Origin of the sequence: Paenibacillus sp. OK003 (assembly GCF_900109515.1) — a bacterium.
GTDB classification, from domain to species: domain Bacteria; phylum Bacillota; class Bacilli; order Paenibacillales; family Paenibacillaceae; genus Paenibacillus; species Paenibacillus marchantiae.
Genome location: NZ_FOBD01000003.1, coordinates 37795 through 62976, shown reverse-complemented (window position 1 = coordinate 62976; position 25182 = coordinate 37795). Strand labels below are relative to the sequence as shown.

Annotated in this window: 20 protein-coding genes and 1 pseudogene; 8 read left to right on the top strand and 13 right to left on the bottom strand. The window is 44.0% G+C overall.

What is annotated here, in order from left to right; all coding sequences use genetic code 11:
* Positions 1–102: 102 nt before the first annotated feature.
* Positions 103–873, top strand: coding sequence for a helix-turn-helix transcriptional regulator (locus tag BMW94_RS05250; RefSeq protein WP_090995346.1), 771 nt, complete (start codon positions 103–105; stop codon positions 871–873).
* Positions 874–1091: 218 nt separating this feature from the next.
* On the opposite strand, the gene BMW94_RS05245 is transcribed toward BMW94_RS05250, so the two are convergent.
* Both BMW94_RS05245 and BMW94_RS05240 read right to left on the bottom strand, forming a co-directional pair.
* Positions 1092–2012 carry an alpha/beta fold hydrolase gene (locus tag BMW94_RS05245; RefSeq protein WP_139209302.1) on the bottom strand — a complete coding sequence of 307 codons (921 nt, stop codon included), beginning with the start codon at positions 2010–2012 and terminating at the stop codon, positions 1092–1094.
* A 216-nt stretch (positions 2013–2228) separates the two neighbouring features.
* Positions 2229–3755, bottom strand: a complete 1527-nt coding sequence (locus BMW94_RS05240) for a glycoside hydrolase family 43 protein (RefSeq protein ID WP_090995339.1) — start codon at positions 3753–3755, stop codon at positions 2229–2231.
* 197 nt (positions 3756–3952) lie between these two features.
* Between BMW94_RS05240 and BMW94_RS05235 the strand changes: the two genes are divergently transcribed.
* The 5 genes from BMW94_RS05235 (at position 3953) to BMW94_RS30845 (ending at position 8735) form a co-directional block, all read left to right on the top strand.
* Positions 3953–4879 carry a helix-turn-helix domain-containing protein gene (locus BMW94_RS05235; RefSeq protein ID WP_090995336.1) on the top strand — a complete coding sequence of 309 codons (927 nt, stop codon included), beginning with the start codon at positions 3953–3955 and terminating at the stop codon, positions 4877–4879.
* Between the two features lie 135 nt (positions 4880–5014).
* Complete coding sequence (locus tag BMW94_RS30715; RefSeq protein ID WP_217648174.1) at positions 5015–5149, top strand: YjcZ family sporulation protein; 135 nt, start codon at positions 5015–5017, stop codon at positions 5147–5149.
* A gap of 184 nt (positions 5150–5333) precedes the next feature.
* The gene (locus BMW94_RS05230; protein WP_090995333.1) at positions 5334–5948 is read left to right on the top strand and encodes a TetR/AcrR family transcriptional regulator; all 615 of its coding nucleotides are present in this window, start codon (positions 5334–5336) and stop codon (positions 5946–5948) included.
* Positions 5949–6027: 79 nt separating this feature from the next.
* Positions 6028–7542, top strand: coding sequence for a DHA2 family efflux MFS transporter permease subunit (locus BMW94_RS05225; protein ID WP_090995330.1), 1515 nt, complete (start codon positions 6028–6030; stop codon positions 7540–7542).
* Between the two features lie 329 nt (positions 7543–7871).
* Positions 7872–8735 (top strand): cupredoxin domain-containing protein, encoded by an 864-nt coding sequence (locus BMW94_RS30845; RefSeq protein WP_254790125.1) that lies wholly within the window; start codon positions 7872–7874, stop codon positions 8733–8735.
* 135 nt (positions 8736–8870) lie between these two features.
* Here the strand turns inward: BMW94_RS30845 and BMW94_RS30710 are convergent, their stop codons facing one another.
* The 7 genes and pseudogenes from BMW94_RS30710 to pdxS all read right to left on the bottom strand — a co-directional run bounded on the left by BMW94_RS30710 (position 8871) and on the right by pdxS (position 16456).
* Complete coding sequence (locus BMW94_RS30710; protein ID WP_063562644.1) at positions 8871–8996, bottom strand: hypothetical protein; 126 nt, start codon at positions 8994–8996, stop codon at positions 8871–8873.
* Between the two features lie 214 nt (positions 8997–9210).
* A pseudogene (locus BMW94_RS05215) lies at positions 9211–9435 on the bottom strand (chromosome condensation regulator); the annotation flags it as partial.
* 208 nt (positions 9436–9643) lie between these two features.
* Positions 9644–10996 (bottom strand): FAD-binding oxidoreductase, encoded by a 1353-nt coding sequence (locus tag BMW94_RS05210; RefSeq protein ID WP_090995326.1) that lies wholly within the window; start codon positions 10994–10996, stop codon positions 9644–9646.
* 183 nt (positions 10997–11179) lie between these two features.
* On the bottom strand, positions 11180–13231 hold the full coding sequence (locus BMW94_RS05205; protein WP_090995324.1) for a serine hydrolase domain-containing protein: 2052 nt from the start codon (positions 13229–13231) through the stop codon (positions 11180–11182).
* Positions 13232–13349: 118 nt separating this feature from the next.
* The gene (locus tag BMW94_RS05200; protein ID WP_090995321.1) at positions 13350–14648 is read right to left on the bottom strand and encodes an ATP-binding protein; all 1299 of its coding nucleotides are present in this window, start codon (positions 14646–14648) and stop codon (positions 13350–13352) included.
* 1 nt (position 14649) lies between these two features.
* A complete protein-coding gene (locus tag BMW94_RS05195) occupies positions 14650–15390 on the bottom strand; it encodes a LytR/AlgR family response regulator transcription factor (protein ID WP_090995319.1) in 741 nt (246 codons plus the stop codon).
* Positions 15391–15571: 181 nt separating this feature from the next.
* Positions 15572–16456, bottom strand: coding sequence for a pyridoxal 5'-phosphate synthase lyase subunit PdxS (gene pdxS / locus BMW94_RS05190; RefSeq protein WP_211754044.1), 885 nt, complete (start codon positions 16454–16456; stop codon positions 15572–15574).
* Between the two features lie 132 nt (positions 16457–16588).
* Between pdxS and BMW94_RS05185 the strand changes: the two genes are divergently transcribed.
* Complete coding sequence (locus tag BMW94_RS05185) at positions 16589–18079, top strand: MocR-like pyridoxine biosynthesis transcription factor PdxR (protein ID WP_090995316.1); 1491 nt, start codon at positions 16589–16591, stop codon at positions 18077–18079.
* Between the two features lie 166 nt (positions 18080–18245).
* On the opposite strand, the gene BMW94_RS05180 is transcribed toward BMW94_RS05185, so the two are convergent.
* The 3 genes from BMW94_RS05180 to BMW94_RS05170 form a co-directional block, all read right to left on the bottom strand.
* The gene (locus BMW94_RS05180; protein WP_090995314.1) at positions 18246–19514 is read right to left on the bottom strand and encodes a cytosine deaminase; all 1269 of its coding nucleotides are present in this window, start codon (positions 19512–19514) and stop codon (positions 18246–18248) included.
* Positions 19483–20763 (bottom strand): cytosine permease, encoded by a 1281-nt coding sequence (gene codB / locus BMW94_RS05175; RefSeq protein ID WP_090995312.1) that lies wholly within the window; start codon positions 20761–20763, stop codon positions 19483–19485. Before codB ends, BMW94_RS05180 begins: the two co-directional genes overlap by 32 nt.
* A gap of 409 nt (positions 20764–21172) precedes the next feature.
* Positions 21173–22579, bottom strand: coding sequence for a family 4 glycosyl hydrolase (locus BMW94_RS05170; RefSeq protein WP_090995310.1), 1407 nt, complete (start codon positions 22577–22579; stop codon positions 21173–21175).
* Between the two features lie 198 nt (positions 22580–22777).
* On the opposite strand from BMW94_RS05170, the gene BMW94_RS05165 reads away from it, so the two are divergent.
* Positions 22778–23608 carry a helix-turn-helix transcriptional regulator gene (locus BMW94_RS05165; protein WP_254790124.1) on the top strand — a complete coding sequence of 277 codons (831 nt, stop codon included), beginning with the start codon at positions 22778–22780 and terminating at the stop codon, positions 23606–23608.
* A gap of 104 nt (positions 23609–23712) precedes the next feature.
* On the opposite strand, the gene BMW94_RS05160 is transcribed toward BMW94_RS05165, so the two are convergent.
* Complete coding sequence (locus BMW94_RS05160; protein WP_254790123.1) at positions 23713–24828, bottom strand: phosphotransferase enzyme family protein; 1116 nt, start codon at positions 24826–24828, stop codon at positions 23713–23715.
* Positions 24829–25182 lie beyond the last annotated feature (354 nt).

The following is a 25182-nucleotide window of genomic DNA, read 5'->3' as shown; positions in this document are numbered from 1 at the left end:
CATTCTTAACGCTTATTATTATGAAATTATAAAATAGAAAGACGCCTCAAAGAATGATATATGCTGACGCAAATTTGATCTATTCCAAGATTGGAGATAGCGATGACTACCATTTTCTATGTCGGCTATGATGCCGCTCACCCGAATGATTTCATCTATGACATACCGGAAGGGCATGATTTCTGGCTGCTTATTCTCACACAGACCCCTGCGGAGTTCTGGGTCCATGGAGAGATCAAAGCCTACCCTGCCAATTGTGCCGTGCTGTATCCACCCCATCAAAAAGTTATGTATCGGGCCTGCACGGATCAATACGTCAATGATTGGGTGAGATTCCGTTCGGAGGAATCGTATATACTGGAGACAACGCTTCCTCTCGGCATTCCGATCCCGCTTCCTGACCCCGGCTATTGTCATCAGCTGTTCCAATTGCTGGCTACGGAAAACTTTCTTCATTGCGATTACCGTGAGCTGTCCATTGACTATTTGTTTCGCATCATGTTCAACAAGCTGGTCGAAGCCTCGCAATCGGCAGGAAGTACACCGCATTATCAAAATCTGCTGAATTTGCGCAAAGCTATCAATCACCATCCGGGCCACGAATGGACGGTTTCGGCAATGGCCGATTATGTTCATCTTAGTTCAGGCTACCTGCAGTCGTTATACAAAGCTGCATTTGGCATCTCCTGCATGGATGATGTCATCCAGTCCAGAATACGCATCGCCAAAGAAAGGCTGATCCACGGCCGATCCAGAATTTCAGACATTAGCGAGCTTTGCGGTTATCGAAATGTGGAGCATTTCTCCAGACAATTCAGACAAATTACAGGCTGCACACCGCGTGCATACCGCAAATCCGCTTCCCGGTTATAGGACATGCGCGCATATGCAATCCGCCGTTCATAAGGCGTTTAACAGGAGGCATTCAAGAGAAAAGATCAGCCAGACTGGAGCTGTTCTGGCTGATCTAAACATCTAATCCATGTTCGTCTGAATCAGACGAAAAATTTGCGATAAAGCATTTACGACACTTCATTAGACTTTATGACGATTTATGACGCTTCCTGCTTTATCAACGCTTCCTGCCTGCTTCATTGATGCTTGGTAATCCAGCCGATGAGGTCCGAGGTCGCTTCCTCGCGGTTAAGCTCGTTCAGCATCTCGTGCCGGGCCTGCGGATAGATGATTAGCTTCACATCTTTAATTCCTACATCCTTAAACAGATTCATGATCATAATGGCCCCGTTCGAGAACTCGGTTGCGGGGTCCTGATCACCAGTAATAATAAGCGCAGGCAAGGATTTGCATATTTTCGCAACCTCATCCGGGTCATAGATCAGGTGATAGTCCTTCAACATTTCATATAAAAAACCCGCAGTGACCGGCGCTTGTACATGGGGATCAGCCAAATACTTGTCTACTTCTGCTGTGTCACGGGTAATCCAGTCTGCTCCTGTACGTGCAGGCTGGAAGCTCGCATTCATCACACCGAAAACGCTGTCCAGCAGCTCTGGATCAACATGATCATACCCGTGCTGGTGAACGGATGCTTCGGAGAGTGCAGACCCTTTTTCCAAAATTCCATGCAGGTGGGCGGGTCCGCTCAGAATGACCCCTGCGAGGTCTTCACCGCCATACTGCTGCAAATAATTGCGGGCAACCATGGTCCCCATGCTGTGTGCAAAAATGTACACCGGAACATCGGGATCATTCGAAACGGCAAGCTCGTGCAGCTGACGAAGATCCGTCACCATGCGCATGAATTCGTTCGCCGCGAGTGTTGTCAGGCCAGGCTTTGTTCGGGAACGCCCGTGACCCCTTTGATCCGGGATGTAGGATACATATCCGAGCGAAGCCAGTTCTGTCGAGAAGCGTTCATACCTTACTGCATGCTCCAGAATACCGTGAATAATCAGGACGATCCCTTTCCTTGCGGTATTCTTTTCCGGCTCCATTTTGTCTGCATAAATGGTTACATGGTCTTCAGTTTCAAACGTAATCTCGTGTCTCATCGCTTGATTCCCCCGTTCATTTCGATTAATAAAAAAAAGAATCAGCAACGAAGCAGCCTGCCCAAACCTAGGCAAGCACCCGCTGTGATTCTCCTGTTCTCCATCACTAAAATATGAACTTGGCCTAAGTTTATCCTTCGCTGGATAAGAAGTCAACACTAATTTGCAAGCGTTTTCATAACTTTGCCTTCTATCCTCCCTTTCCCCTATACTTGCCTATTCAAAACTCCATTCCCTAATACTGATGCCTTGCTTGTCTAATGCTCCCCCAACCACCATATAGATGTCATGAACTCCCTGTGCATCAGTAATCCCGGTTGAATGCTCTTTCCATCGAGGTGATATGCCCGATTCAGGTGATCCACCCGATGTCGGAATCACAAGCTGCCCAATCAGCAGTCCGTCAGGGCGATCCAGATGAAGCTCCAGCACCGCCTCCGCGCCTTCATTGGAGATTGCAGCCGTAAAGCATGCTGCCCCTCCATTGCCAAAATCAACCTTCGATAACGCAATCCAGCTGCCTCTTTCCATCGTGGTAACAACAACCTCAGAATCGGCACCAGCCGCAGTCTCACGTGCACTTAATCGCTCCGTCTTCACCCCTGCGCTCCATCCCATTGTGGCAGCAGGTACCCTCTGATAAGGATTGAAGAGCTTGATCTGTTCAACACCTTCATAATCTGCGGCCACCTCGATCATACGGCCATCTGCTTCGTTGAAGCTAATCTGGTTCAGATGTGTCGAACGATAACCATCAGGAACCTCCATCGCCTGTGATAACGTCTGGGCGTGATAAGCAATATACCAGTGATCCGCAAATTGAAATATGGCATGATGGTTGTTGCCGCCAACGCCAAAAAAGTGCCCCGGATTTCGCAGGATCGTTCCTCTGTACGTCCATGGACCCATGGGCTGGCTGCTCGTCATGTAAGCAATCTCGCCGGGTGGCGGACTGCCCTCTGGACGAGTACCCTCGTCAAAGTTAGAGCAATAGGTAAAATAATAGATATGGTTGAATTTGTGAATCCCCGCATCCTCAAACATGTACGGAGCAGGGATGACCCTCGCCCGGCCCACCACACTGGTCATATCTTCACCCAATGGCATAACTCTTGCGGTATCCGGCCTCTCTGCTCTCCCTTCCGGTATGCCACCCCCAAAATAGATATAAGCTCTGTGATCATCATCTACCAGCACCGCCGGATCGAACAGCCACGTCACATCCTCAACACCCGGAGTCTCTCTGGTAATGAGCGCTTTTCCAATAGGATCTGTCCAGGGCCCGACCGGACTAGGGGCTGACAAGACGCCGATGCCGCTGGCATTGTTTGAAAAATAAAGGAAAAATCGATCCTGCCCGTCAATGATCTGGTGGGCAGCGGCCGGTGCCCAGGATTGAGTGGCCCATGTGGCTGCGCCTTGGGGCCCTGCCACATGAATCTCCCCATGATCTGTCCAGTTAACCAAGTCGTCTGAAGAGATGACTGTTATGCGGTTGATCGAGTGGAAACTGTTTTTCTGCGGATTGCCCTCAGAATCATATTCCAGCTTATCACTCGTCATGTACAGATAGACACGACCCTCGAACACCAGAGCATACGGATCGGCTCCAAATTTATGAGCAACCAAAGGATTGTTATTGGGTGGAAGTTTCCCTATGGCCTTACTGATCTTCACAGCAGCTATAGATGGATGACTCTGTTCCGTTTGTTCCCTTGCGTTTGAAGCAGAATTGTAGTTCATCAGTCGTTCCTCCATTTGAGTTTGATATACATCTTATCGCCGCTCTGCGATTTGCCTGATCTAGGCCTAAAACGCAGGAAAACGCTTGCAATAGCAGATACAGCATGTTAGGATGATTACATTTTAAGGTAAAGGTGCTTACATTTTCATTGCGTATTCCGCTCTATTTATTGCGCGAAAGGACAAGGAGGTGCTACATGAACGGATCCACTGAATATTTTTACGATCCCATCCAGTCCGAGCTTTTATATCTTCATCGCGTAACTACGTATCCATTGGAAACCATCTATCATCGACATGATGCATACGAGATCTACCTTTTTATTCGCGGCAATGTCAACTTTTATGTGGAGAACCGATGTTATCATCTGGAGCCGGGAGATTTGCTTATTATGTCTCCGGAGGAAATGCATCGCGCCTTTATTTTGGACGGAACCGAATATGAACGAATTACTATCAATCTAAAAAAAACATATCTTTGTCAGTTGTCGACTTTATCAACCAATCTATGCGCATGTTTTGATCATCGTCCAAAGGGACAACAAAACATCGTTCACTTAGATGATTACCATATGAAGCAGATTTTGCATTTAACTAGCGAGCTGGAGGAATTGCTTGATTCCAATGTATATGGAACGGATGTTAAAACCAACGCAGTCATTGCACAGTTGTTGGTTCTCATCAACAATTCGTTCCACAATAAGTCCTCCGTACCAATCGATATCATGCCTGAGATGGTACGTAAAACAATGGAATATATTGAAGCGCACATCTCCCAGGAGATAACGCTTCGCAAGCTTGCTGAGGCATTTTATCTGAACAGCACGTATATCAGCCGCCAGTTTAAAAAGCATACCGGACTAACGATCCGCTCTTACATCTTGAACCGTCGTATTGAATTGGCGAGATATTACCTGTCCGGCGGGATGAGCATCACGGATGCGTGCTTCCAATCGGGGTTTCGGGATTATGCCAATTTTATTCGAACCTTCACCAAAATTACCGGAGTCTCTCCGGGCAAATATAGCAGACAAGTGCAAAATATTCCTGATCCATCTTTTGCACACTATGCAGCATTAACACCGACAAAGGATGGTCAAAAATTAATCGACGGAATGAAATAGCACGTCCACTCTGCAAGATTTTCTATAATTGTTTGGAGAGTTAAGGGATTATTAATTCAGTTCCATAACGCCCACGCTCAACATAATAATTTGCATATCTTATGCTGTACCCTTAATGTAAAGGAGGAATTAAAGATGGGCTATGGATGTGGAGAAAATGTTGGCGGAGTTGGAGTAGGTGGCTGCGGATACCCTGGATGGTCTTCTACCGGAGCAATTTTGGTTCTGTTTATTCTTCTGGTCATTATCACTAAAGCCTGTATATTCTAGAACACTTTCTGCTGAGATACAAAGACCGTCAACCTTAAATGGTCGGCGGTCTTTTGTTCGAATGCACTTTTCACACATATGACACGGTGTCATTTTCATTATTGACGTATGACATTGGTGTCATATATAATTCATTAATCAGCAATTGTGACACAGTGTCACTTATTAAGATTGGAGGATTATATTGCCCAAAAAAACATTTTTTCACTTATCGAAAGATAAACAGGACACGTTAATTCAATGTGCCAAAAGGGAATTTTCACGAGTTCCATTACACGAAGCATCCATTGCCAATATTATCAAAGACGCGGGAATCTCCAGAGGAAGTTTTTATCAATATTTCGAGGAAAAAGAGGATCTGTATTATTATCTGTTGAACCAGTCCTCGCAGAAAAATAGTGACCGATTTATTGCAGCTTTAAAGGAGAACAACGGAGATGTATTCGAAGCTTTTATCGATTCATTTCAATTTATGATTCAAAATCACACCAATCAAGAACACAAAAACTTTTTTAGAAATGCTTTTTTAAACATGAATTATAAAACAGAGAAAACATTTACGAATAATATTTATGAAGAAAACCGGGAAATTCAGCTTTTACCTATCATTGACTTAATGAATACGGAAAATTTGAATATACAAGGGGAACGGGAGCTGCAGCATATTCTAAAAATTATAATAGCTGTAACTTTTGATAACCTTATTCAAGTGTTCGTAAAGGATTTAACCTATGAAGAAGCTTTGAAAAATTATGGTGAGCAAATGGAACTGCTAAAAAGAGGATTTAAAAAAATTTAATAAATAGATATGTTTATACACACAAATATTAAACGAGCTAAGGGATTAAATGAAGTGTCAAAAAGGAGAACAGAAATATATGGATTCAGCTTTACAAGAAAAAAAACCACCCTATCTAATGATAGCGATTCTTTTTATAGGTGCATTTGTTTCATTTCTAAATAACTCGCTCTTAAATGTAGCGCTGCCATCCATCATGGTGGACTTAAACATTAAAGATTATTCCACGATTCAGTGGTTGTCTACTGGCTATATGCTGGTCAGTGGTATATTAATTCCGGCGTCAGCATTTTTATTAACACGTTTCTCCAATAGAAGCTTGTTTATTACTTCCATGACCATTTTCACTTTAGGTACGGCCATAGCAGCCGTTGCACCAAACTTTAGTTTATTACTTACAGGAAGAATGGTTCAAGCAGCAGGCTCTTCAGTAATGGGACCCCTGTTAATGAATATTATGCTGGTAAGTTTCCCACGAGAAAAACGCGGAACAGCAATGGGTATTTTCGGATTAGTTATGATTACAGCCCCAGCGATCGGGCCAACATTATCAGGTTTCATTGTAGAATATTATGACTGGCGTTTACTTTTCGAAATGATTTTACCGTTAGCCGTCATTAGTTTACTGCTAGGGATTTGGAAATCCAAGAATGTAATGCAGCAAAATAAAAATGCAACACTGGATTATTTCTCCATCATATTATCTTCCCTCGGTTTTGGTGGTTTGTTATATGGGTTCAGTTCTGCAAGTTCAGATGGTTGGACAGATCCAATTGTCTTAATCACTTTAATCGTTGGAGCTATTGCTCTGATCACCTTCGTTGTCCGTCAATTGAAAATGGAAACACCACTATTGGATTTACGGGTTTACAAGTATCCGATGTTCGCCCTTGGCTCTGTTATTGCGATTGTAAACGCAGTGGCGATGTTCTCCGGAATGATTTTAACACCGGCATACGTACAAAACGTAAGAGGTATTACACCACTTGATTCAGGTTTAATGATGTTGCCTGGTGCAATCATCATGGGGATTATGTCACCCATTACAGGTAGACTATTTGACAAATATGGTCCACGGGTTCTTGGCGTAATCGGGCTTACGATTACAGCGATCTCAACGTATATGTTGGCAAACCTGCAAATCGACTCGACTCACACTTATATTATCCTCGTGTACACTCTGCGTATGTTTGGTATGGCAATGGTGATGATGCCTATTATGACAAACGGCCTGAATCAATTGCCAACACGCTTAAATCCACATGGTACAGCTGTCAACAATACAGCTCAGCAAGTGTCCGGTTCGATTGGTACGGCTATTCTGATTACAATTATGAATTCGGTGACCAAAACAAAAGCTGAAGATTTAATGACGGGTGTTGATCCAACAACCTTGACAGCAGCCAATAAAGCTATATTAACCCAAGAAGCGTTATTAGCCGGAATCCAATATTCCTTCTATATCGCACTAGGCATTAATATTGTCGCATTAATATTAGTTTTCTTCATTAAACGTGCGGAAGTAAGTGATGAACCTGTCGAGGCTTTAAAAAATCAGCAGGGTAAAACTAAAACTAAACCCGCAGTAAATTAATGAAAAGCATTTGATCCAAAAACAAATACAACGAGTAGTAAAGTTGAAGAGTTATGGAGCCTATTCTATCTTAAAGATAGTAGGCTCCATTTTTTTCTTTCGTTAGACAGATGGAATTCGGTTCAAATGGTTATGGAAAGAGATATCAATAAAATGTCAAATTATCTTCATACTATTGCGACAATCCATTGACTTGTCTGTGACAATTGTCATGTTGTTATGATAATTCTGATATATTAGTACATGAGATGAATGTTCTTAATCGTAATGTCAATGAGTAGATAACTATACATCATTACTGTATGTAAGGATATTAGGAGGACAAGATTGTGGTATTAGCGATATTAAGTATGCTTATGGTTATACTGTTTTCAGCATTCATTGTTCTAAAAGCATATAAGCGAAAAGAAAAACTTGCGGGTATGCCTGGCATGATGATCGCTATGACCGTTGGCATGATGTCAAGCCTTGCACTTGGTGTACAATTAGGCATTGTGTTTCCACGTGATTTAACAGTCCCATCCATGACCGCTATATTGTTTGGCTTGGCAGCCGGGTACTTCACAGGCAAACCTATCAGTATATTGGCAACTTTGGATGGCATGTTGGCAGGAATTATGGGTGGCATGATGGGCGCAATGCTCGGGGCAATGGTTGGTCCTTCCTATATCATGATGATCTTTGTTGACATCCTATTTATTTTTATTTTGAGCGTTGCTCTTCAATTGGCGAATCAAGAAACGGATACTAGCGATAAAACAAATAAACGTGGTATAGGTATGCCGTTTATTGTAGGTATACTAACGGTTGCTTTTGGAATTGTGGCTGTAGGTGCAACGTTATTTTACCAATATCAACCGAATCAAACATCGGCAATTCACTCACAAGAATCACAGAGTGAGCAAGCTAATTCTGTTACAGATAATTCAGGATATCAGATTGTTTCAGTCGATGTAACATCAGATGGTTTTAGTCAAGAAAATATTGAAGTAAAAGCTGGGGTCCCGACGAAAATTAATTTTATAAAACATTCAGGTTATACATGTATAAGAAGTGTTCAGTCTAAAGATTTAGGAATAGATGTATATCTTGAAAAAGGAGATAATTTCATTACCTTAAAAGATCTAAAACCTGGAACGTACAACTTCAATTGTGGCATGTACATGTATTATGGAACGATCACCGTGGTATAAGCGGGAGTCTAGTAGGGAGCGTTGTGTAAGTCAATATTGACATAACGTTCCCTATTTAAATTGCTTTTGTTAACCTTCATACAACAACGTAAAAAAACCGCCAGCAAACGCCAGCGGAATTTCTAAAGCTTACTATTAAACTAAGAAAGCTTTGGAGATGATGACCAACAAAATAAACAATACCAGAATTGCACCAACGGACGTGAAACCGCCATATCCTCCGCCAAGTCCTCCTACATTTCCATATCCAACTTCACTCATGTTTCTTCCCCCTCTTTTGTGGTATGTGTTAGATTATTCAGGATTTGTTAGTTTGACAAGGCTAAACATAAAAAAGGCTACTGCGTCATCCTACCATTCAACTGTAAGCTTTTTGTAAGAATGAATGAATAAAAAATCAGGATTTACACGTTACCTTTACTTGCACCACAATATACCGCAATCCGTTTCAATTCAATCCCCCGTCCATAGTAAATTAGCCGCGCCAACTGCTTACGTCACATTGATCATATTCATTTTCCCCCACAGCCACTACCGTACCGTCTGATTTAATACCAAGAGTATGTGCACAACCCGCAGCTACCGCCACAATATCACACCAGCCACTTACATTGCATTGTTCATGCTTATTCAACCCCACTGCCGTCACCGTTCCGTCCGATCTAAGACCAATGGTATGACGTCGCCCCGCCGCTATGGCGGTATATTTAGGGCGCTTCACCTTTAATGCCGCTTCAATCGGCGAAGTGTAATCCATCTGTTACCTCCTTGAAATAAATTGCCTGAACTCCGTTGCAGTTTTAATATTATTTTCTACATCTTACTCTACAATAATTAGTAAATACAACGATTAGAAAGGTCAAAAAAACCGTTAACTCTTCTCAGAATTAACGGTTTGAAATCGTACCCTATTTTAATTTAGCCGGTGGAATACTTTGCGGGTTGTTAAATACATTTTTCGGATCGTATTTCGCTTTTACTTTTCTTAATCTGGCGTAGTTCTTGCCATAATAGGTCGGTCCTGGATTTTTAATACCTTGGTCTGGTACGTTAATATAAGACCCTACAATATATGGCTGCAATTTCGTTCTCGTGTTCCGAGCTAAAGCAATATTTTTAGCTGCACGGGATGGCTTCACCCATGAGCTGTTCCATTCCACATAAAATTCAGCTTTTCGCCAGTAAAACGCAGTGGCTTGAGGAGCAACTCGACTTACAGCACCGCCCCAGTTAAGGAAATAGAAACCGGCTGGTGTACCTCCCTCTGCATTTTCCAGAAACTCACGCATGACTTTGAAGGCTTTATCCGGGAACGGGCGTCTGCCGAAGCCACTGGAAAACTGATTGCTGTACCTTTGGGTGAGCACAGGATCTGGGGCCAGCAAAAACTTCGTGGCTGCCCTGTATGGCAGGTACAGAATGCTTTTTTTGGTAGGCGTTCCTACGCTAAGAATGGGTTCCAACTGACGGAGGGCTTCACTCTTCGAACCGAGGTATATCCCTAGCATGCTAACATTTCCGCCTTTTTTCGGACCAACACTTAATTCACTTCCCAGCTTGGTACTGGCATTAGGCGCCCATACTTGCCATTTCTTCACGACTTTTTCGAACTGATCCCATGGCCATGTGATACTAAATACAGTAGCTTTGGCTGGAGAGCGCCGCACCTTGAATTTATATTTAGTGTACACACCGAAGTTACCGCCTCCGCCGCCACGTGTAGCCCACAGAAGATCGGAATTTTTCTTTTTGTTCGCCCGAACAATCCGTCCTTTAGCGTCAACCATTTCGAGCTCGATTAGATTATCACAGATGAGACCCGTTGTCCTTTGCAGTGGACCAATTCCGCCACCAGGTGTTATTCCACCAATTCCAACCGTTGGACTGTCACCAAATGGGGCCATATATCCTTGTCGAGCCAACGTATCCACGATTCTTCCCACCCGATTACCTGTCTCCACGACGGCCGTTCCGCTTTTTTTGTTTAACTTGATTCTCTTCATTTCGCTAACGTCGATGACAATACCACCATTGACTTGTGATAGGTTGGGCTCTAAAGCGTGCCTCCCACTTCTCGGCCGGATAGGAACCTTATTTTGGCGCGCCCATCTTATCGCATTGGATACATCCTGTGTTTTTTGAGCGAACACAAAAACTTTAGGGAATCTGTCCGTATGCGGATCCCAATTCTTCCGAGCCACTTCATAACCAGGGTCACCTTTAAACACCACTCGCCCTGTAAGCTTCACTTTTGAAATCACGTATCTATCCATCTCCTTAGTTATGAAAACACATAATTTTCATTAACAAATTAGGCTGATTCCATATAGCCTATGAAGGAGAATCATGTTGTGTTTGGGCGTATACAAAAAGAAAAATATCGGATCACGAGCAACCTACGCTCGAAATCCGATATTTTCGAATAAATCATTTTACCAAACCATTCACTTTAGTTGGATCTTGAAGACATCACCTGCTTCACCACCAAATACGATAAAACCACCTTTGGGAAGCTGCGTTGATTGTTGATTCGTTGCTTTCGAAAATTGTACCACTTCACCTTTATCGTTATAAACCGCATAACCTCCGCTCTCCGGAGAATGCACGGTTAACGTTTTGTTCGCCGATCTGGAGTCGATGGCATACCACCGAGCCTGACCGTTTGACGGGATGGTGGTGATGCCTGTTTTCCCACCGAAGATTGGTGTAATGGCCTCCTCTGCAATATACTCCTGTCCATCCTGAGTTAAGTACTCCGCTTCGTTCTTCGTGCGGAAATGCAGATCGAAAGCATCTCTTCCGTTCATCACTGGAATCTGGGCGACATTCTCTGCATTATCCGGATCAACAACACGGGTACCATTCGCATATCCGTTCTCCACATCTACGGACAGGTTTTTGATCAGCATCGATGGAACCAGATAGAAGATCGACGTTATCTTTTCATCCAGCGCGTAATACTTCGAGCCGTTTCTAGCCTTCCATTTCTCTTTCGATGCTGTATCTAGCGAATTATTCTCTAATTTTTGATAATCATATGTGTTCATCACCGTTTGGCCTAATCCGGGCAAGGTTATATTCGCCTGAACTTTAAAATATACCTTGTCATTGCTTTCTTTCTCGAAGTTGACCTTCACACTTCCGTCGTTACTCGTAAATTCCCCTTCACCCGTGTATACGTAATTCTGTTCCGGGATAAGTCCTTCCTGCATAGCCGGAAGTGCGATCTCGCCATTCTTAACCTCTATATCAAGGGTTGAACCTACGGTACCATAGAGGCCGGAATACGCCGTCAATTCCGAGGGCATCTTCGTTTTGACAGGTGGTGAGAATGTCTGATCGGGCTCTATCTTGTCGATGATGCCTTGATCGTGAAGAACCTCCAGCAGAACTTTAGTGGCAAACATCTGATTATAGACAGAAGACCCGCCCGAAGATAGGACCGCTATTGATATATCATGTTCCGGTATAGTGATTAACGAGGCATGATACAACATGGTATCTCCACCTTTGATAAGTGCAGTAATGCCATAATCGCTGAACGGTGCAAGTGCTACAGCATCCCATCCAAGACCATAGTTGAAGGTATTTCTCTCTTCGGACACCCATATTCCTCGACGATATTCATGATTTTGCATGGACTCTGCTGCTGATTTGGATAGAACATCCGGTTTGTTTCCTATCAACATTTCAGCGAATTGGGTTAATTCTTCTGCAGTCGAGTAAACTCCACCTGCACCGATGATATTGGCATTTTCGACAGGCAGCTTTGTTGCAAACGAAGGCCAATAGGTTTCGGATAATTGTTTTCTATCAAAAGAATCAAGTGGTGTCTTGGTTGCTTGCAGCTGTAACGGATCACTGATGAACTTGGCAATAAATTCGCTGTAGCTCAGTCCACTCACACGTTCAACCAATATCTCAAGCAACTGAAAGCCGTCATTGCAATAAACGGAAAAGGCTCCCGGGTTTGATTTCAATTTCTCTGACTTTAGTTTGATCAGTAATTCATCATGATTGCGGGTATCGGTATCGTCAAATAACATACTGTTTCCATAATGGGTACCATACAGCCCGGAGGAATGGTTCATGAGCATTCGCGGGGTTATTTGGGTATACCGGGCATCTGCCATTTCAAAATCTTTAATATAGGAAGTGAGGGGCTGATCCAGATCCACTTTACCGGAATCCACCAGCATCATCGTGGCAGCCGTGACAACCATTTTGCTAACGGAACCTATTCCAAACATGGTATCCTTGTCGACGGGTGTCTTGGATGCTTTGTCCTGGAATCCAACACTGTCGGACAAAATAATCTTCCCTTCATCCATGATCGCATATTGCAGTCCTGTGACACCATAATTCTTCACCATATCTGTGGCGAGTCGCCCAGCCTGATCTTCAATCGCTCCCATCTTGTTCGTCTCTGCCCTGACATCTGTCATCGGCATGACTACAAGTACAGCCGCACATAGCATACTGATTAGTTTCTTCATGATAATAACTTCCTCCCTTATGATACTGCTCATATAATTACATTTATCATATCGGGGAAGAAGCATATAGAACGATAATGAACCCTGAATGGAAAAAAACAATCCCCGAACGGTATGTTCAGAGACTCTTCATGTCAAAGGGAAGCACGACCATGTTATTAAATGTCCGACGATGATTCTCGATACTCATATGTCCGCCATACTTGTCGCACATTCTCGATATATTGGTTAAGCCGATCCCATGGAACTCGGGATTGGGCTTCTCACTCTTGAAGTGAGTCAATTTTTGCTCCACCTGATTTAGAATCTGGATTACAAGCGCAGACGCCGTGGAGTGAATTGCAACCAGGATATACCTGTCTTCGGCATGTCTAACTTTCTTGGAAGCTTCGATGGCATTATCCAACATATTGCCGAGCACAACGCACAGATCGTAACGATCGATATGGAGATGTTGTGAATGGAGTTGAATACGGGTGTCGACTTTGATCCCGTTGGCCTGCCCCACGGCAATGGTATTCGTAACAAGGGCATCGATAACCAGATTGCCGGAGTTCACCCGCTGGTACGCTCCTTCAATCTTATTCAATGTGAGTTTAATATGCTCACCTGCGGCATCAAGCTTGTTTTGCTTGATACACTCTTCAATGTACAGGAACTGCTGATTGGTATCATGGATGATGCTTTTCACGTTTTTGAAACTATGCACTGTCTTTTCATAGTTGGCATCCTGATAGTCCATCTGACGCTGTAGTTGAACATTTTCATGTGCGAGCTGAACCTTTTCCACCATATTATCGAATACATAAACAATGAACACATTGAGAAAAAGAGAGCCCAGCACGGAAACGACGTAATATATGTTTTTTTCACTATAAGTCGAGGCCACATTGATCTGATAGATCGTAATGGTGGGTACAATCAGAAACAAGAAATAATAACGATAATGCATAGCGAAACTTCTCCGTTTGGCAATCAAACGCACAATCTGGATTACAATGAACATGATACTGCAGCCTAGCAACATCACTTTGGAGAACACCCAATGATAATCCACGTTGAAATGATCCCATATGCTATAATCCGTGGAATCGATCGCACTCATAATATATACGGCAATGTAATTTACCGTTGTGAGCAGTACTGCATAGAGGATGGTAAAAGCAAGCTTTTTGATGAATTCCACCTCATAGGATTGTGCCAGGCTGAAGATGAATAACAATGCAAAAGCAGATGAAACGACAGGTGAAAATGAAGATACCAAATAGAAGTACCCCAGTACAACAAATATAATGAAATAAATTACTCTGTATGGCTTTCGTCTGGACTTGCCCAGCACGGAATTGAAATAAAAATTCACCTGGAATGCCATAAGTAAAGAAACGACGAAGACAGACAAGTATACATACATATCCATATCACTGAACCCTCATGATCATATATTTGGTATAAGCGTCCTTGACTTCCTTGAGCTTGGAGCGGCCTATGGGCAATTCCGTACCATTTAACATGACGACCTGGGTACCCGCAAACTTCTGAACATGCAACAGGTTGATGATAATCGAGCGATGAATTTGCAAGAAACCATGATCTTTCAAAGCGATAGCGTAACCGGATAGGATGCCTTTGCTCTCATGCGAGATTTCCTGAGTCACAAATTTTAATTTGTTCTTGATCGTCAAACTCTTCATGACCTCAATCCAGAGAATATCATCGTATTTCAATAGAAGCTCTTCATAGTCTGATTTAATCAGCACATACTTTTTGTCTAGCGCTATAAAATATTGGCACAGCTTAATCATTTTCTCCTCGAAGATATCCGGCAGGATCGGTTTGATCAGATATTGAAAAGTAACCACATCAAAGCTCTCCACCATATACTCGGGGTAGCTGGTCAGAAACATGATTTGCACATCCAGATACTTCATCTTCCTGATTTCTTTGGCTGTCTGGATTCCGTTCATTCCGCTCATCTCTACATCCATGATGAGGATATGAAACGCGTCTCCAGCGTTTTTATAATGTGAGACGAGCTGCTCACCGGATGCAAATAATGTAATTTGGAAATCAATATTCGTTTTTAGAGATAAGGAGATAAGCATCGTTTTTACAAGTTCTCTTTGGTTCTCCTCGTCATCACAGATTGCAACATTGAACATGTTTGAACATCCGCCTTTCATCGACATCGATGCTGAATTTCACTCTCAAATATACTATTTTATCACAGGTTTAAGAGCGAAATTGAGATGAAACGCATGATTCAGACCCTAAGGCGCAACAAAGCCGATCAATTTTCTCATTGATCGGCTTTGTTCTTATCTATTCCTACTTCATTCACTCTTACCAACCACGGTTGGACATGCGCTCTTCTGGAGCCAATTTAGAAATTTCAATGCCTTTCATAGGGGCACCCAAGTTTTTGGATACTTCGGCAATCAGTTTGTAATCCGTGTAATGTGTTGTAGCTTCAACGATTGCACGAGCGAATTTCTCAGGGTTATCTGATTTGAAAATACCTGATCCTACAAACACACCGTCTGCTCCCAGATGCATCATTAGTGCTGCGTCTGCCGGAGTGGCTACACCGCCTGCTGCAAAGTTAACGACTGGAAGTTTTCCATTTTCATGAACATCGCGCAGTAATTCATAAGCTACGCCCAGATTCTTGGCTTCAGCGTACAACTCATCCTTGGACATGTTTTTCACTTTGCGGATCTGGCTGTTAATCAGACGCATATGACGAACTGCCTCAACGATGTTGCCCGTTCCAGGCTCACCTTTTGTACGAATCATCGAAGCACCTTCGCCAATACGACGCAGAGCTTCTCCCAAATCTTTGGCTCCACATACAAAAGGTACAGTGAACTCATGTTTATCGATATGGAATACTTCGTCTGCAGGCGTAAGAACTTCACTTTCATCGAGATAGTCCACACCTAGGGATTCAAGTACTTTGGCTTCTATGTAATGACCGATACGAGCCTTGGCCATAACCGGAATAGACACAACCTTCATGACCTCTTCCACGATGGTTGGGTCTGCCATGCGAGCTACACCACCGGCTGCGCGAATATCGGAGGGTACCCGTTCAAGAGCCATAACAGCTGTTGCCCCTGCTGCTTCAGCAATTTTAGCTTGTTCTGCATTCATAACGTCCATGATGACGCCGCCCTTTTGCATCTCAGCCATTCCTCTTTTTACACGATCTGTACCTGTTTGCATAATTGTAGTCCTCCTAATTAAATTTATTGTTTCACTTCAACCTATGATTTAGTATAGAATGAGAATGGACAACTAAAAAGATCCAATAATTTCGGTTTTTATTGTACCACTTCTAAATTAACCTCTGGAGGGCATATGCAATTTCATGTAGCTTACAGTTCATATTTGAACCGAAAATATACCAAGATGAAGGCTCTCTATCATGCGATTCGTGATGCTATTCATGAAGGTAATCTGGTGCATGGCGAGAAGTTACCATCTACGAGAGAGTTAGCTGCGACGTATCACATTTCCCGAGGAACAGTGAATCAGGTATACGATACGTTGACTGCTCAAGGTTACATTCATTCAGAGCATGGAAGAGGAACCTTTGTTGCTTATCAGTTGGATTTAAGCAATGATGCGTCCACCGTGAAAGCTTGCGCTCATCACTTATCAGCCTGGGGGAATCGTATTCAGCAGTTTGAACAGCATACAACTCAAAGGAATTCACAAACCAATGCACAAACAAGTAATTCCAGAATAGAAAGCGACGAAGTTATTGATTTTAGCAAATACCAGCCTGATTTCTCCAAATTCCCTTACGATGAATGGAACAATCGATTGTATGCTGAGATACGAAATCGAGAGCATCACATAGAAACAACCTCTGCTCTTGTTAGTTCAACAGGAGAGCCGAAATTGCGAGAAGCCATTGCTGCCTACCTTCGGCGGATGCGGGGGATTCAAGTCGATGCGGATCATATTGCAGTGACTGCAGGCTCTATGCAAGCTATAGCTCTACTCACTCAATTACTTGCAGATCCCGGAGATCATGTAGTGACGGAGAGTCCTTGTTATATCGGGATTTCTCAAGCCATTTTGGCTGCAGGTGCAACGTTGATTGAAGCCAGTCTCGATGGTCAAGGCGTTGTTCCCCAAAACTGGGAAGCACGTATGTTGTTTGTCACGCCGTCTCGACAATTCCCTACTGGGGAAATGCTCAGCCTTGAACGCAGACAAACCTTGCTGGACTGGGCACATCGTCATGATGCCATGATTGTCGAGGATGATTATGATAGTGAATTCCGATATCGCGGAATGCATGTTGAACCGCTGAAAACATTGGATAAAGCGGGGCGCGTAATCTACCTGGGCAGCTTCACGAAAACCTTGCCTTTGGAAGTACGGCTTGGTTATGTGGTTCTCCCCCCTACTTTGGCAGACACCTTTAGAAAGGCACAGGCATTATACGAGCCAAGACCCGTCAATCTGATCGAGCAGCGGGCATTAGCAGCATTTATGACAAGCGGCCAATATGAGCGTCATCTGCGTAGGATGAATCGTTTATACAGTCGCAAATTTCATCTGTTACTCAAACTTTTGAACCAGCAGCTCTCAACATGGTTTGATTGGGTGGAAAATGAAGCCGGTCTGCACGTGTTTGGCTGGTGGCGAGGTGATGCGTCCACTTATGAAGTCTTTCGTTCGTCGGCTAGATCAGAAGGGGTTGTATACGCAGAAGTCAGCAGTTCAACATCAGACGGTACGAAGTATGGTATCTATTTATCATTTGCACATTTGTCAGATGTTCAATTACAGGAAGGCGTATCCAAATTAAAAAATGCCGTCACAGCTCCATTGTGAGGCACTCTCTCTCGTCTCTATCTCGACTTTCAAAACGGAACAACAAAAATCCCCTCTCTTGTACAGGAAGATTCCACAATCATGGAATCTCTATTGACCTGTCCACCTTGAGGGGATTTTTGGCTAATGCGAGGGCTCTGGTTGAAGCATCGCACTTTCCATTGGATTATTTATTGAACGTAACTTTCTCCGAACCACCTTCAAGAATGATTGACGTGTCACGAGGTTTTGTTTCCGCGATTTTACGGCCACCTCTATACGAGTACAGTACACCAGCCTGTTTGCGAACAGCCTCGTATTCATTCTCTGCTTCAAGAACGATGAAGTTGGCAGGTTTGCCTTCTTCAATGCCGTATAAATCCTCGATATGCAACGTTCTTGCGCTGTTTTTCGTAATGAGATCGACCGAATTTACGATTTGATCATAACCCAACAACTGCGAAGCATGAATTCCCATGTGCAGTACTTGGAGCATGTTGCCCGTTCCTAGCGGATACCATGGATCGAAAATGTCATCATGACCGAAGCATACGTTAAGACCAGCTTCCTGTAGCTCTTTGACACGAGTCAGACCTCTTCTTTTTGGATACGTGTCGAAGCGTCCTTGCAGGTGAATGTTAACCAACGGATTAGAGACGAAATTGAGGTCAGCCATTTTCAGCAATCTGAACAATTTGTACGTATATGCGTCATTGTAAGAACCCATCGCCGTCGTGTGGCTTGCCGTTGTGCGAGAGCCCAGTCCGCGTTCGTAGGCTTCCTTCGCAACGACTTCCACAAAGCGGGATTGCTCGTCATCGATTTCGTCGCAATGGATGTCGATCAAACGGTCGTATTTTTCAGCAAGGTCAAAAGCAACCTTCATCGAATCGACGCCGTATTCTCTCGTGAATTCGAAGTGCGGAATGCCGCCGACCACGTCAACGCCCATTTTCAGTGACTCTTCCAGCAGTTCTGCACCGTTCGGATAGGAATGAATACCTTCCTGCGGGAAAGCCACAAGCTGGATGTCGATGTAGGGTGCCATCTCTTCTTTTACTTCAAGCATCGCTTTGACTGCCGTCAAGCTTGGATCTGTAACGTCCACATGTGTCCGCACATGTTGGATTCCTTGCGCCATTTGCCATTTCAGTGCTGTTTTGGAGCGGGTTTTAACATCTTCATGCGTCAAGAATGCTTTGCGTTCCGACCAGCGCTGGATGCCTTCAAACAGCGTTCCGCTCAAATTCCATTCCGGCTCGCCAGCCGTTAACGTTGTATCCAGATGGATGTGAGGCTCAATGAACGGCGGCAGTACAAGTGAACCGTTGACGTCAAGTACTTCCTCATTTGCAGTGGCTTGCAGCTCCTGCGTAATTTGTTCGAACTTCCCGTCCTTCACGACGATATTCCATAGACCTTCTTTACCCCGCAATTTTGCGTTCTGTATAATCATTTATTTTCCCCTTTTCTTTATTGGATTCTTTGTTAGGAACGATCAGCATCAACACGATGTAGGCCACCGCCGTACCGATCAGTGCATTCAGTGGTGTTACTCCTGGAGCCAACTGAGCAAACGCAACGCCGATGGCCCAAGCGACCATTGCTACCCAGTTTACCGTTTTGAAACTCATCTCGGCAAACGGTTTATAGTTTCTGCGCTTCACGAAGAAGTAGTCCGCGATGATGATGGCCCCAATGGACGGTACTGCCGCGCCCAGCACATTCAGGAAGCTGACGAAATTGTTGTACATCCACATGGCAAATACTGTACCCACAATGCCGTTTACGATGACGAAGAACTTTTTCGAAATTTTAGTGATGTTGGCAAAACCCAATCCGGAGGCGTACAAGGCGTTATCGTTGGTTGTCCAGATATTGAGTCCAAGAACGATAATCGCGGGAATGAGCAAGCCTTGCAGGAACATGACCTCTGAGATATCAGCCAGGTTATATGCCATTGCACCAACTGCCCCGAACAGGAACATAAGCGAGTTCCCAAGGAAGAAGGCAATAACCGTTGCGGTAACCGCCTGCTTGGACGTCCGGGAAAACCGGGCAAAATCGGGCGTCAACGTTCCGCCACTAATGAATGAACCGATACAAATGGTCAATGCTGCTGCCGCGGTGAGTGTCTCCGTCGGCGTGTAATCGAGCAATCCTTGCAGACCTCCCAGCGAGCCTGCACCTTCGAACATGGAGTAACCGCCGAGAATGGCAATAGCCGGTACCGCGATATAACCCAAGATGACGAGCGATTTCATACCGAAGATGGCTGATGCTGTCATCGCAAGACCAAACAGGATAATCAGCAGGTACACGTTCCAATCCATTGCTTTGGCAACCGGAATTGCGAACATGGCCACGCCTACCCCGAACCAGCCGACCTGTGTGAAGCCCAGCAGAAACGATGGCAGGTACGATCCTTTGGCACCGAACGCATATTTAGCGAGTAAATGTGTGGAAAGGCCCGTCTTGGCAGCGATATGCGCCAGTGCTCCTGTATAGATGCCGAGCACCAGATTGCCTGCAAGCACGATGGCAATGAACTCCATGAACGTCAAGCTGACTCCAAGCGTCCCCCCTGCCAGCATGCTTGCCGAGAAGAAGGTGAAACCCAGCATGACGGACAACGTCTTCCAAAATTGGTTTCTCTGCGATTTTGGCACCTCTTGCCATGAAAACTCTTGATCTTGTTTGCTCATCAGAATACCTCCAGCTTAAAGTGTATCTGATACCAAAAAAAAGCAGAAAAAAGAGGCTACTCGTCAATTTACGCACTGACAAGTAGCCTCTTTTTACATCATAATCCGCGCGAAGACGCAGAGCATCCCTGATGGGATATGCCCTGATTCACGCGTGATTATAAAATCCGCTGCCCTTGCCAGCCTCTCTGGACTGAATTAAAGGTACCAGTATTCAATTACATTTATTATTTTAGAAAAAGCTGCACATGTCAATGTCATTATTATCCAACGGTTATAAATCCCTTATACAATAAGCTATTTTTATAACTATTTATATTTTCAAATGACTAAGATTTCTTAATAAAATCAAAGACCACGTTAACCCTTTCTGAAGGAAACTACGTGGTCTTTGATCATTATCTATTTCTTAGCTATACTGCAATCTGTCCTTGTACCAGACGTCGGGAATCATATCACGCTCCAGTTCCAGCAATTCATGAATGATCTTGTCCGCGTCACTGATGGAATTCACGAGCGGATCGGTGAGCATCGCCCTTCTCAGCTTCTCGTAGCTCTGCTCCAGAACAGCTTCGACCGTCAGCTCATGCGTATCCAGTACAAGTTCTTGCATACCTCTTACACCGCGCGGCATCTCGCCTACATGAACTGGTTTCACTCCATCCATGCCCACGTCGCACAGCACTTCCAGGAACGAATCGGCATTCATATTGGTTACCGCGCCTTGGTTAAGCGTATTGATGAAAAATTTCTTCCCCAAATTTCCTACCATGTTCTCAATGATATCCGTCGCATGATCCGGGCCAAAGGTGCTCATGTAATCGGCAATCGGGATAGTTCCCGTAAGAAAGTCATCGACCTGACTCCACATTTCGTCGTGACGCTGATACCTGTCCTCTGTCTCCCAGATGGATAATGGCGGAATCGTGTCTGTAGTCTTGCCGAGACCTTGCCAATACCGAACGTATTCCTTCGTATGCGCCGTGCAAGTGGGGATGATTCCGAAAATATCATACAGTTCGTAGGTAATCGCATCGTTAAAAATAGCTTTTGCACCGCGATCACCGCCGTTGTTCTCATCACCTGCCATTTTGCGCATGGCTTCCGCGATTAGGGGCATCACATTTTCCCCTTCGAATTCCGCTTTAAGCAGCCAAGTGAAATGATTGACACCAGCGATGCGGAAATCGAATTTCCGGTCAATCTCACGGGTGAACTCATCTGTCTTTTCGATGATTCCGGCTCTTACAGCGTAATAGGCTTTCTTATGCGGCATATGATGACTATCGCACAGCGCAAACGATTTTAGCTTCGGCGCATAGCGATGTAACGCGATGCCATGAACGGTAGACGGGTTAATATAATTAATCACCCAGGCATCAGGACACAGCTCTTCAATGTCTCTGGCGCATTCCATAATAACCGGGAGTTCTCTCATTGCCCTAAAAATCCCGCCCGGGCCGATCGTATCGCCGGAACACATGCGAATGCCGTATTTTAGAGAGACTTGGCAGTCAATCCCCCGGTATTTGACCGATTGCTCTGCAAAGCTAAGCACAACGAAATCAGCTCCCGGAAGCACTTGTCTTCGGTCCACCGAGCCCTCAATCTTTAAAGATACGTTGTTCTCTCGCGCCACCTTCTCTGCCAGTGTTACCATTTTCGAGAGTCTCTCCTCATCCGTATCCACTAAAGCCAAAGTTCCCTGGTTCAAGTAGGGTGAGTGAACCATCTGCCAGATGGATTGACGACCAAAAAACAGGCTGCCTGCTCCAATTACGACTACCTTTGGGTGCTGTATGTTTGTACCATTCATTACGAACCCCTCCTCTTCACGGTATAAGTTCATTATAGGGGAGTGGCCTGAGATCGGAATGTGTGATAGTTTTCAATACATGTCATATGGTACGATGAATAACAAGAGATAAAGCCTTGGTTATATTAGTTATAAATCGAAGGATGTCATAAAGTGGAGAGGAATGAATTGAATCCAATGCATACAGGGACTGTAAATATGAGTATAATCGATGAACTTTCGGAGTATATCACACTTCGCATGAGCTCTTATTTGGAACAAACTCATGACAGCCATTGGGTTGAGCACAAGTCACATTCCGATTATGATCTGTGGTTCATTACAGCAGGATCCATCAAGATTATCATTGATGGAATCGCGCATACAGCGGACCAGGGTGACGTTGTATTTTTTTATCCAGATATGCCCTATCTTGCTTCCGCGACCGGAGAACTGTGCCGATTCATATACATGCACTTTGATTTCAGCATCGCTGAGCAAAAGCGAATTCTGGGCGAGTTTCAACTGCCGGGCATCGTACCAGGCAACCTGGTTCGGGAGGAATCAACGCTGTTCACCTCGTCCTATCGAAGGTTCAAGCAGAACAGCGGCGCTGCCGGAAGTCCACTCTACTTGAAGGCTTCTCTACTACTGGTGATTGCCAAAATTCTGGAGCTTCACGGGCATGGTCTATATAACGGTGAATTTCTAAAAGACCGAAAACCACGGAAAACGGAAGGAAGTTTGGAGGTTCTGCAGAACGTATTCCCATACGTGGATGCGAATCTGCATCGTGTCATCCGAGTTAACGAGCTTGCGGCCATTGCAGGTGTCTCTGAGAAATATTTCATTTCTTTGTTCAAGAAAATTCTAGGTATTACGCCGGGACAGTACATCAATCAAATCAAGATGAACCGGGCACGTGACTATCTGTATGAGAAAAAATATACGGTCCAGCAAATTGCCGGATTTCTGGGCTATCCCGATCCCTTCACCTTTTCCAAAGCATTTAAAAAATTTTACAACGTGCCTCCTTCCAAATTCGAATAGAGTGCCATAGCTAAACAAAGAGGCAACCGGTCTATGCCGGCTGCCTCCACATTTGGTTAGTCACTGGTTATTCATGCTTCAGTTGTATGTCCCTTCAGCGTTCCTCATAACGTAAAAGGTGCTTCACTCGAATACATGTCATGGAAAAATCCCCTGTACGGTATACCCTCTTCCAGACATTTAATGAGATACAACACTTCTTCGTTATCTTCCAATTCTTCGCCAGTATGCTGCATTTCCTCCAATTGACCTAGAATAGTCTCCAAGAGGGTAGCTTGAATAAATAAAGGCAGCTTCTCCAACATCGAATCTTCGATCTTGGTTTCGGAAGTATAACCAGCGAGGGCGGTTTCAAAATAATCATGCATGAACGCTTTGCGTTTACCGGCGTCAGGTTCGAATTGTATCCAGCCCACACCGTGTGTCCATAGATCTGCCAGGTCATACATATACCAACCGAAGCATGAATTATCGAAATCATACACCGTGATTTGACCGGTATCAAAATCGATTGAGTAATTCCCATCATTATAATCGAAATGGATCATCCCGAATGTTTCCTGGTTTGTGTCCAAACCTTTTAAGGTATTCAGCAGTTCGAACATCTTCTCCTTAAGCAGCGAGAATGATTCAGGTATCAAGTTATTGATATATTCACCTTTGTAATTATCAAAAAAATGATGCCGGCGATGAACGGGACTATATTCTTTCGATATTTGGTGCATTTTCCCCAGGACTTTACCGCAATTATAATAGTGCTCGGTAATTGGAACGCCTTCCCGGTACTGATAATTATTTTCTATTAGCAACTTTCCCTTAGCCTTGTTAAACAGGCTGACAAAAAACGTATGATGATCATAAGCGATCTCTTCTAACAGATTGCCCTTCTTGGAACTCACCACATTCGAAACGCTGGCTCCATGATCAAACAGATACTGGACATATTCCAGTTCGGCAATATAATCTTCGCGGTTTCTGTCAGGCAAAAAAGACACTCGGAGAATTAGCGATTCATACCCCTCTTGCTCACAGGTGTAAACGACATTCCGCCCACCCTCATGAGGTGGAATAAGCTCAATGTTGTAACCCTCCAGATGAAACAACTCGGATACCAATGCCAGTACATGCGTATTGCTGATGTTAACAGCTTCGTTAAAGTTAATAATGATCTCCTCCAGTAAACATTGTCGGGACGATCTCCCGCATTGCAATGTCCACAAAAGGAATTCCCATGCCGCAAATAACCTTCTGTGAACCTAAAGCACAATCACCTTGTTAGTCATTGAAATTCGCTCCTTTTTGTTCAGATGTATATATCTTAACCTAAAATCCCAGATTATTCTATTTATTTTTGTTAATACTGCTGCCACGTATTAATATCGAATCAAAATATCTGGGTGGTCGTCATTGGACCATGAGTAAAAAAAGATTGGGTGAAAAGTAAAAAAAGTGCACTAACCACTTTGATCATTTCTCCGCTTTAACCCAAAAGTAAAAAACATGCGAATTCTCGTCAATAACCTTTATATCCCGTTCTCCCTTTCTCGTTTAGACTATTTTCAAGAAAACGTATT

Excerpts from the sequence above, each read along its gene's own strand:
- BMW94_RS05250 (WP_090995346.1), top strand. The coding sequence starts at position 103 with ATGACTACCATTTTCTATGTCGGCTATGATGCCGCTCACCCGAATGAT.
- BMW94_RS05245 (WP_139209302.1), bottom strand. The coding sequence starts at position 2,012 with ATGAGACACGAGATTACGTTTGAAACTGAAGACCATGTAACCATTTAT.
- BMW94_RS05240 (WP_090995339.1), bottom strand. The coding sequence starts at position 3,755 with ATGAACTACAATTCTGCTTCAAACGCAAGGGAACAAACGGAACAGAGT.
- BMW94_RS05235 (WP_090995336.1), top strand. The coding sequence starts at position 3,953 with ATGAACGGATCCACTGAATATTTTTACGATCCCATCCAGTCCGAGCTT.
- BMW94_RS30715 (WP_217648174.1), top strand. The coding sequence starts at position 5,015 with ATGGGCTATGGATGTGGAGAAAATGTTGGCGGAGTTGGAGTAGGTGGC.
- BMW94_RS05225 (WP_090995330.1), top strand. The coding sequence starts at position 6,028 with ATGGATTCAGCTTTACAAGAAAAAAAACCACCCTATCTAATGATAGCG.
- BMW94_RS30710 (WP_063562644.1), bottom strand. The coding sequence starts at position 8,996 with ATGAGTGAAGTTGGATATGGAAATGTAGGAGGACTTGGCGGAGGATAT.
- BMW94_RS05205 (WP_090995324.1), bottom strand. The coding sequence starts at position 13,231 with ATGAAGAAACTAATCAGTATGCTATGTGCGGCTGTACTTGTAGTCATG.
- BMW94_RS05200 (WP_090995321.1), bottom strand. The coding sequence starts at position 14,648 with ATGGATATGTATGTATACTTGTCTGTCTTCGTCGTTTCTTTACTTATG.
- BMW94_RS05195 (WP_090995319.1), bottom strand. The coding sequence starts at position 15,390 with ATGTTCAATGTTGCAATCTGTGATGACGAGGAGAACCAAAGAGAACTT.
- BMW94_RS05185 (WP_090995316.1), top strand. The coding sequence starts at position 16,589 with ATGCAATTTCATGTAGCTTACAGTTCATATTTGAACCGAAAATATACC.
- BMW94_RS05180 (WP_090995314.1), bottom strand. The coding sequence starts at position 19,514 with ATGATTATACAGAACGCAAAATTGCGGGGTAAAGAAGGTCTATGGAAT.
- codB (WP_090995312.1), bottom strand. The coding sequence starts at position 20,763 with ATGAGCAAACAAGATCAAGAGTTTTCATGGCAAGAGGTGCCAAAATCG.
- BMW94_RS05170 (WP_090995310.1), bottom strand. The coding sequence starts at position 22,579 with ATGAATGGTACAAACATACAGCACCCAAAGGTAGTCGTAATTGGAGCA.
- BMW94_RS05165 (WP_254790124.1), top strand. The coding sequence starts at position 22,778 with ATGAGTATAATCGATGAACTTTCGGAGTATATCACACTTCGCATGAGC.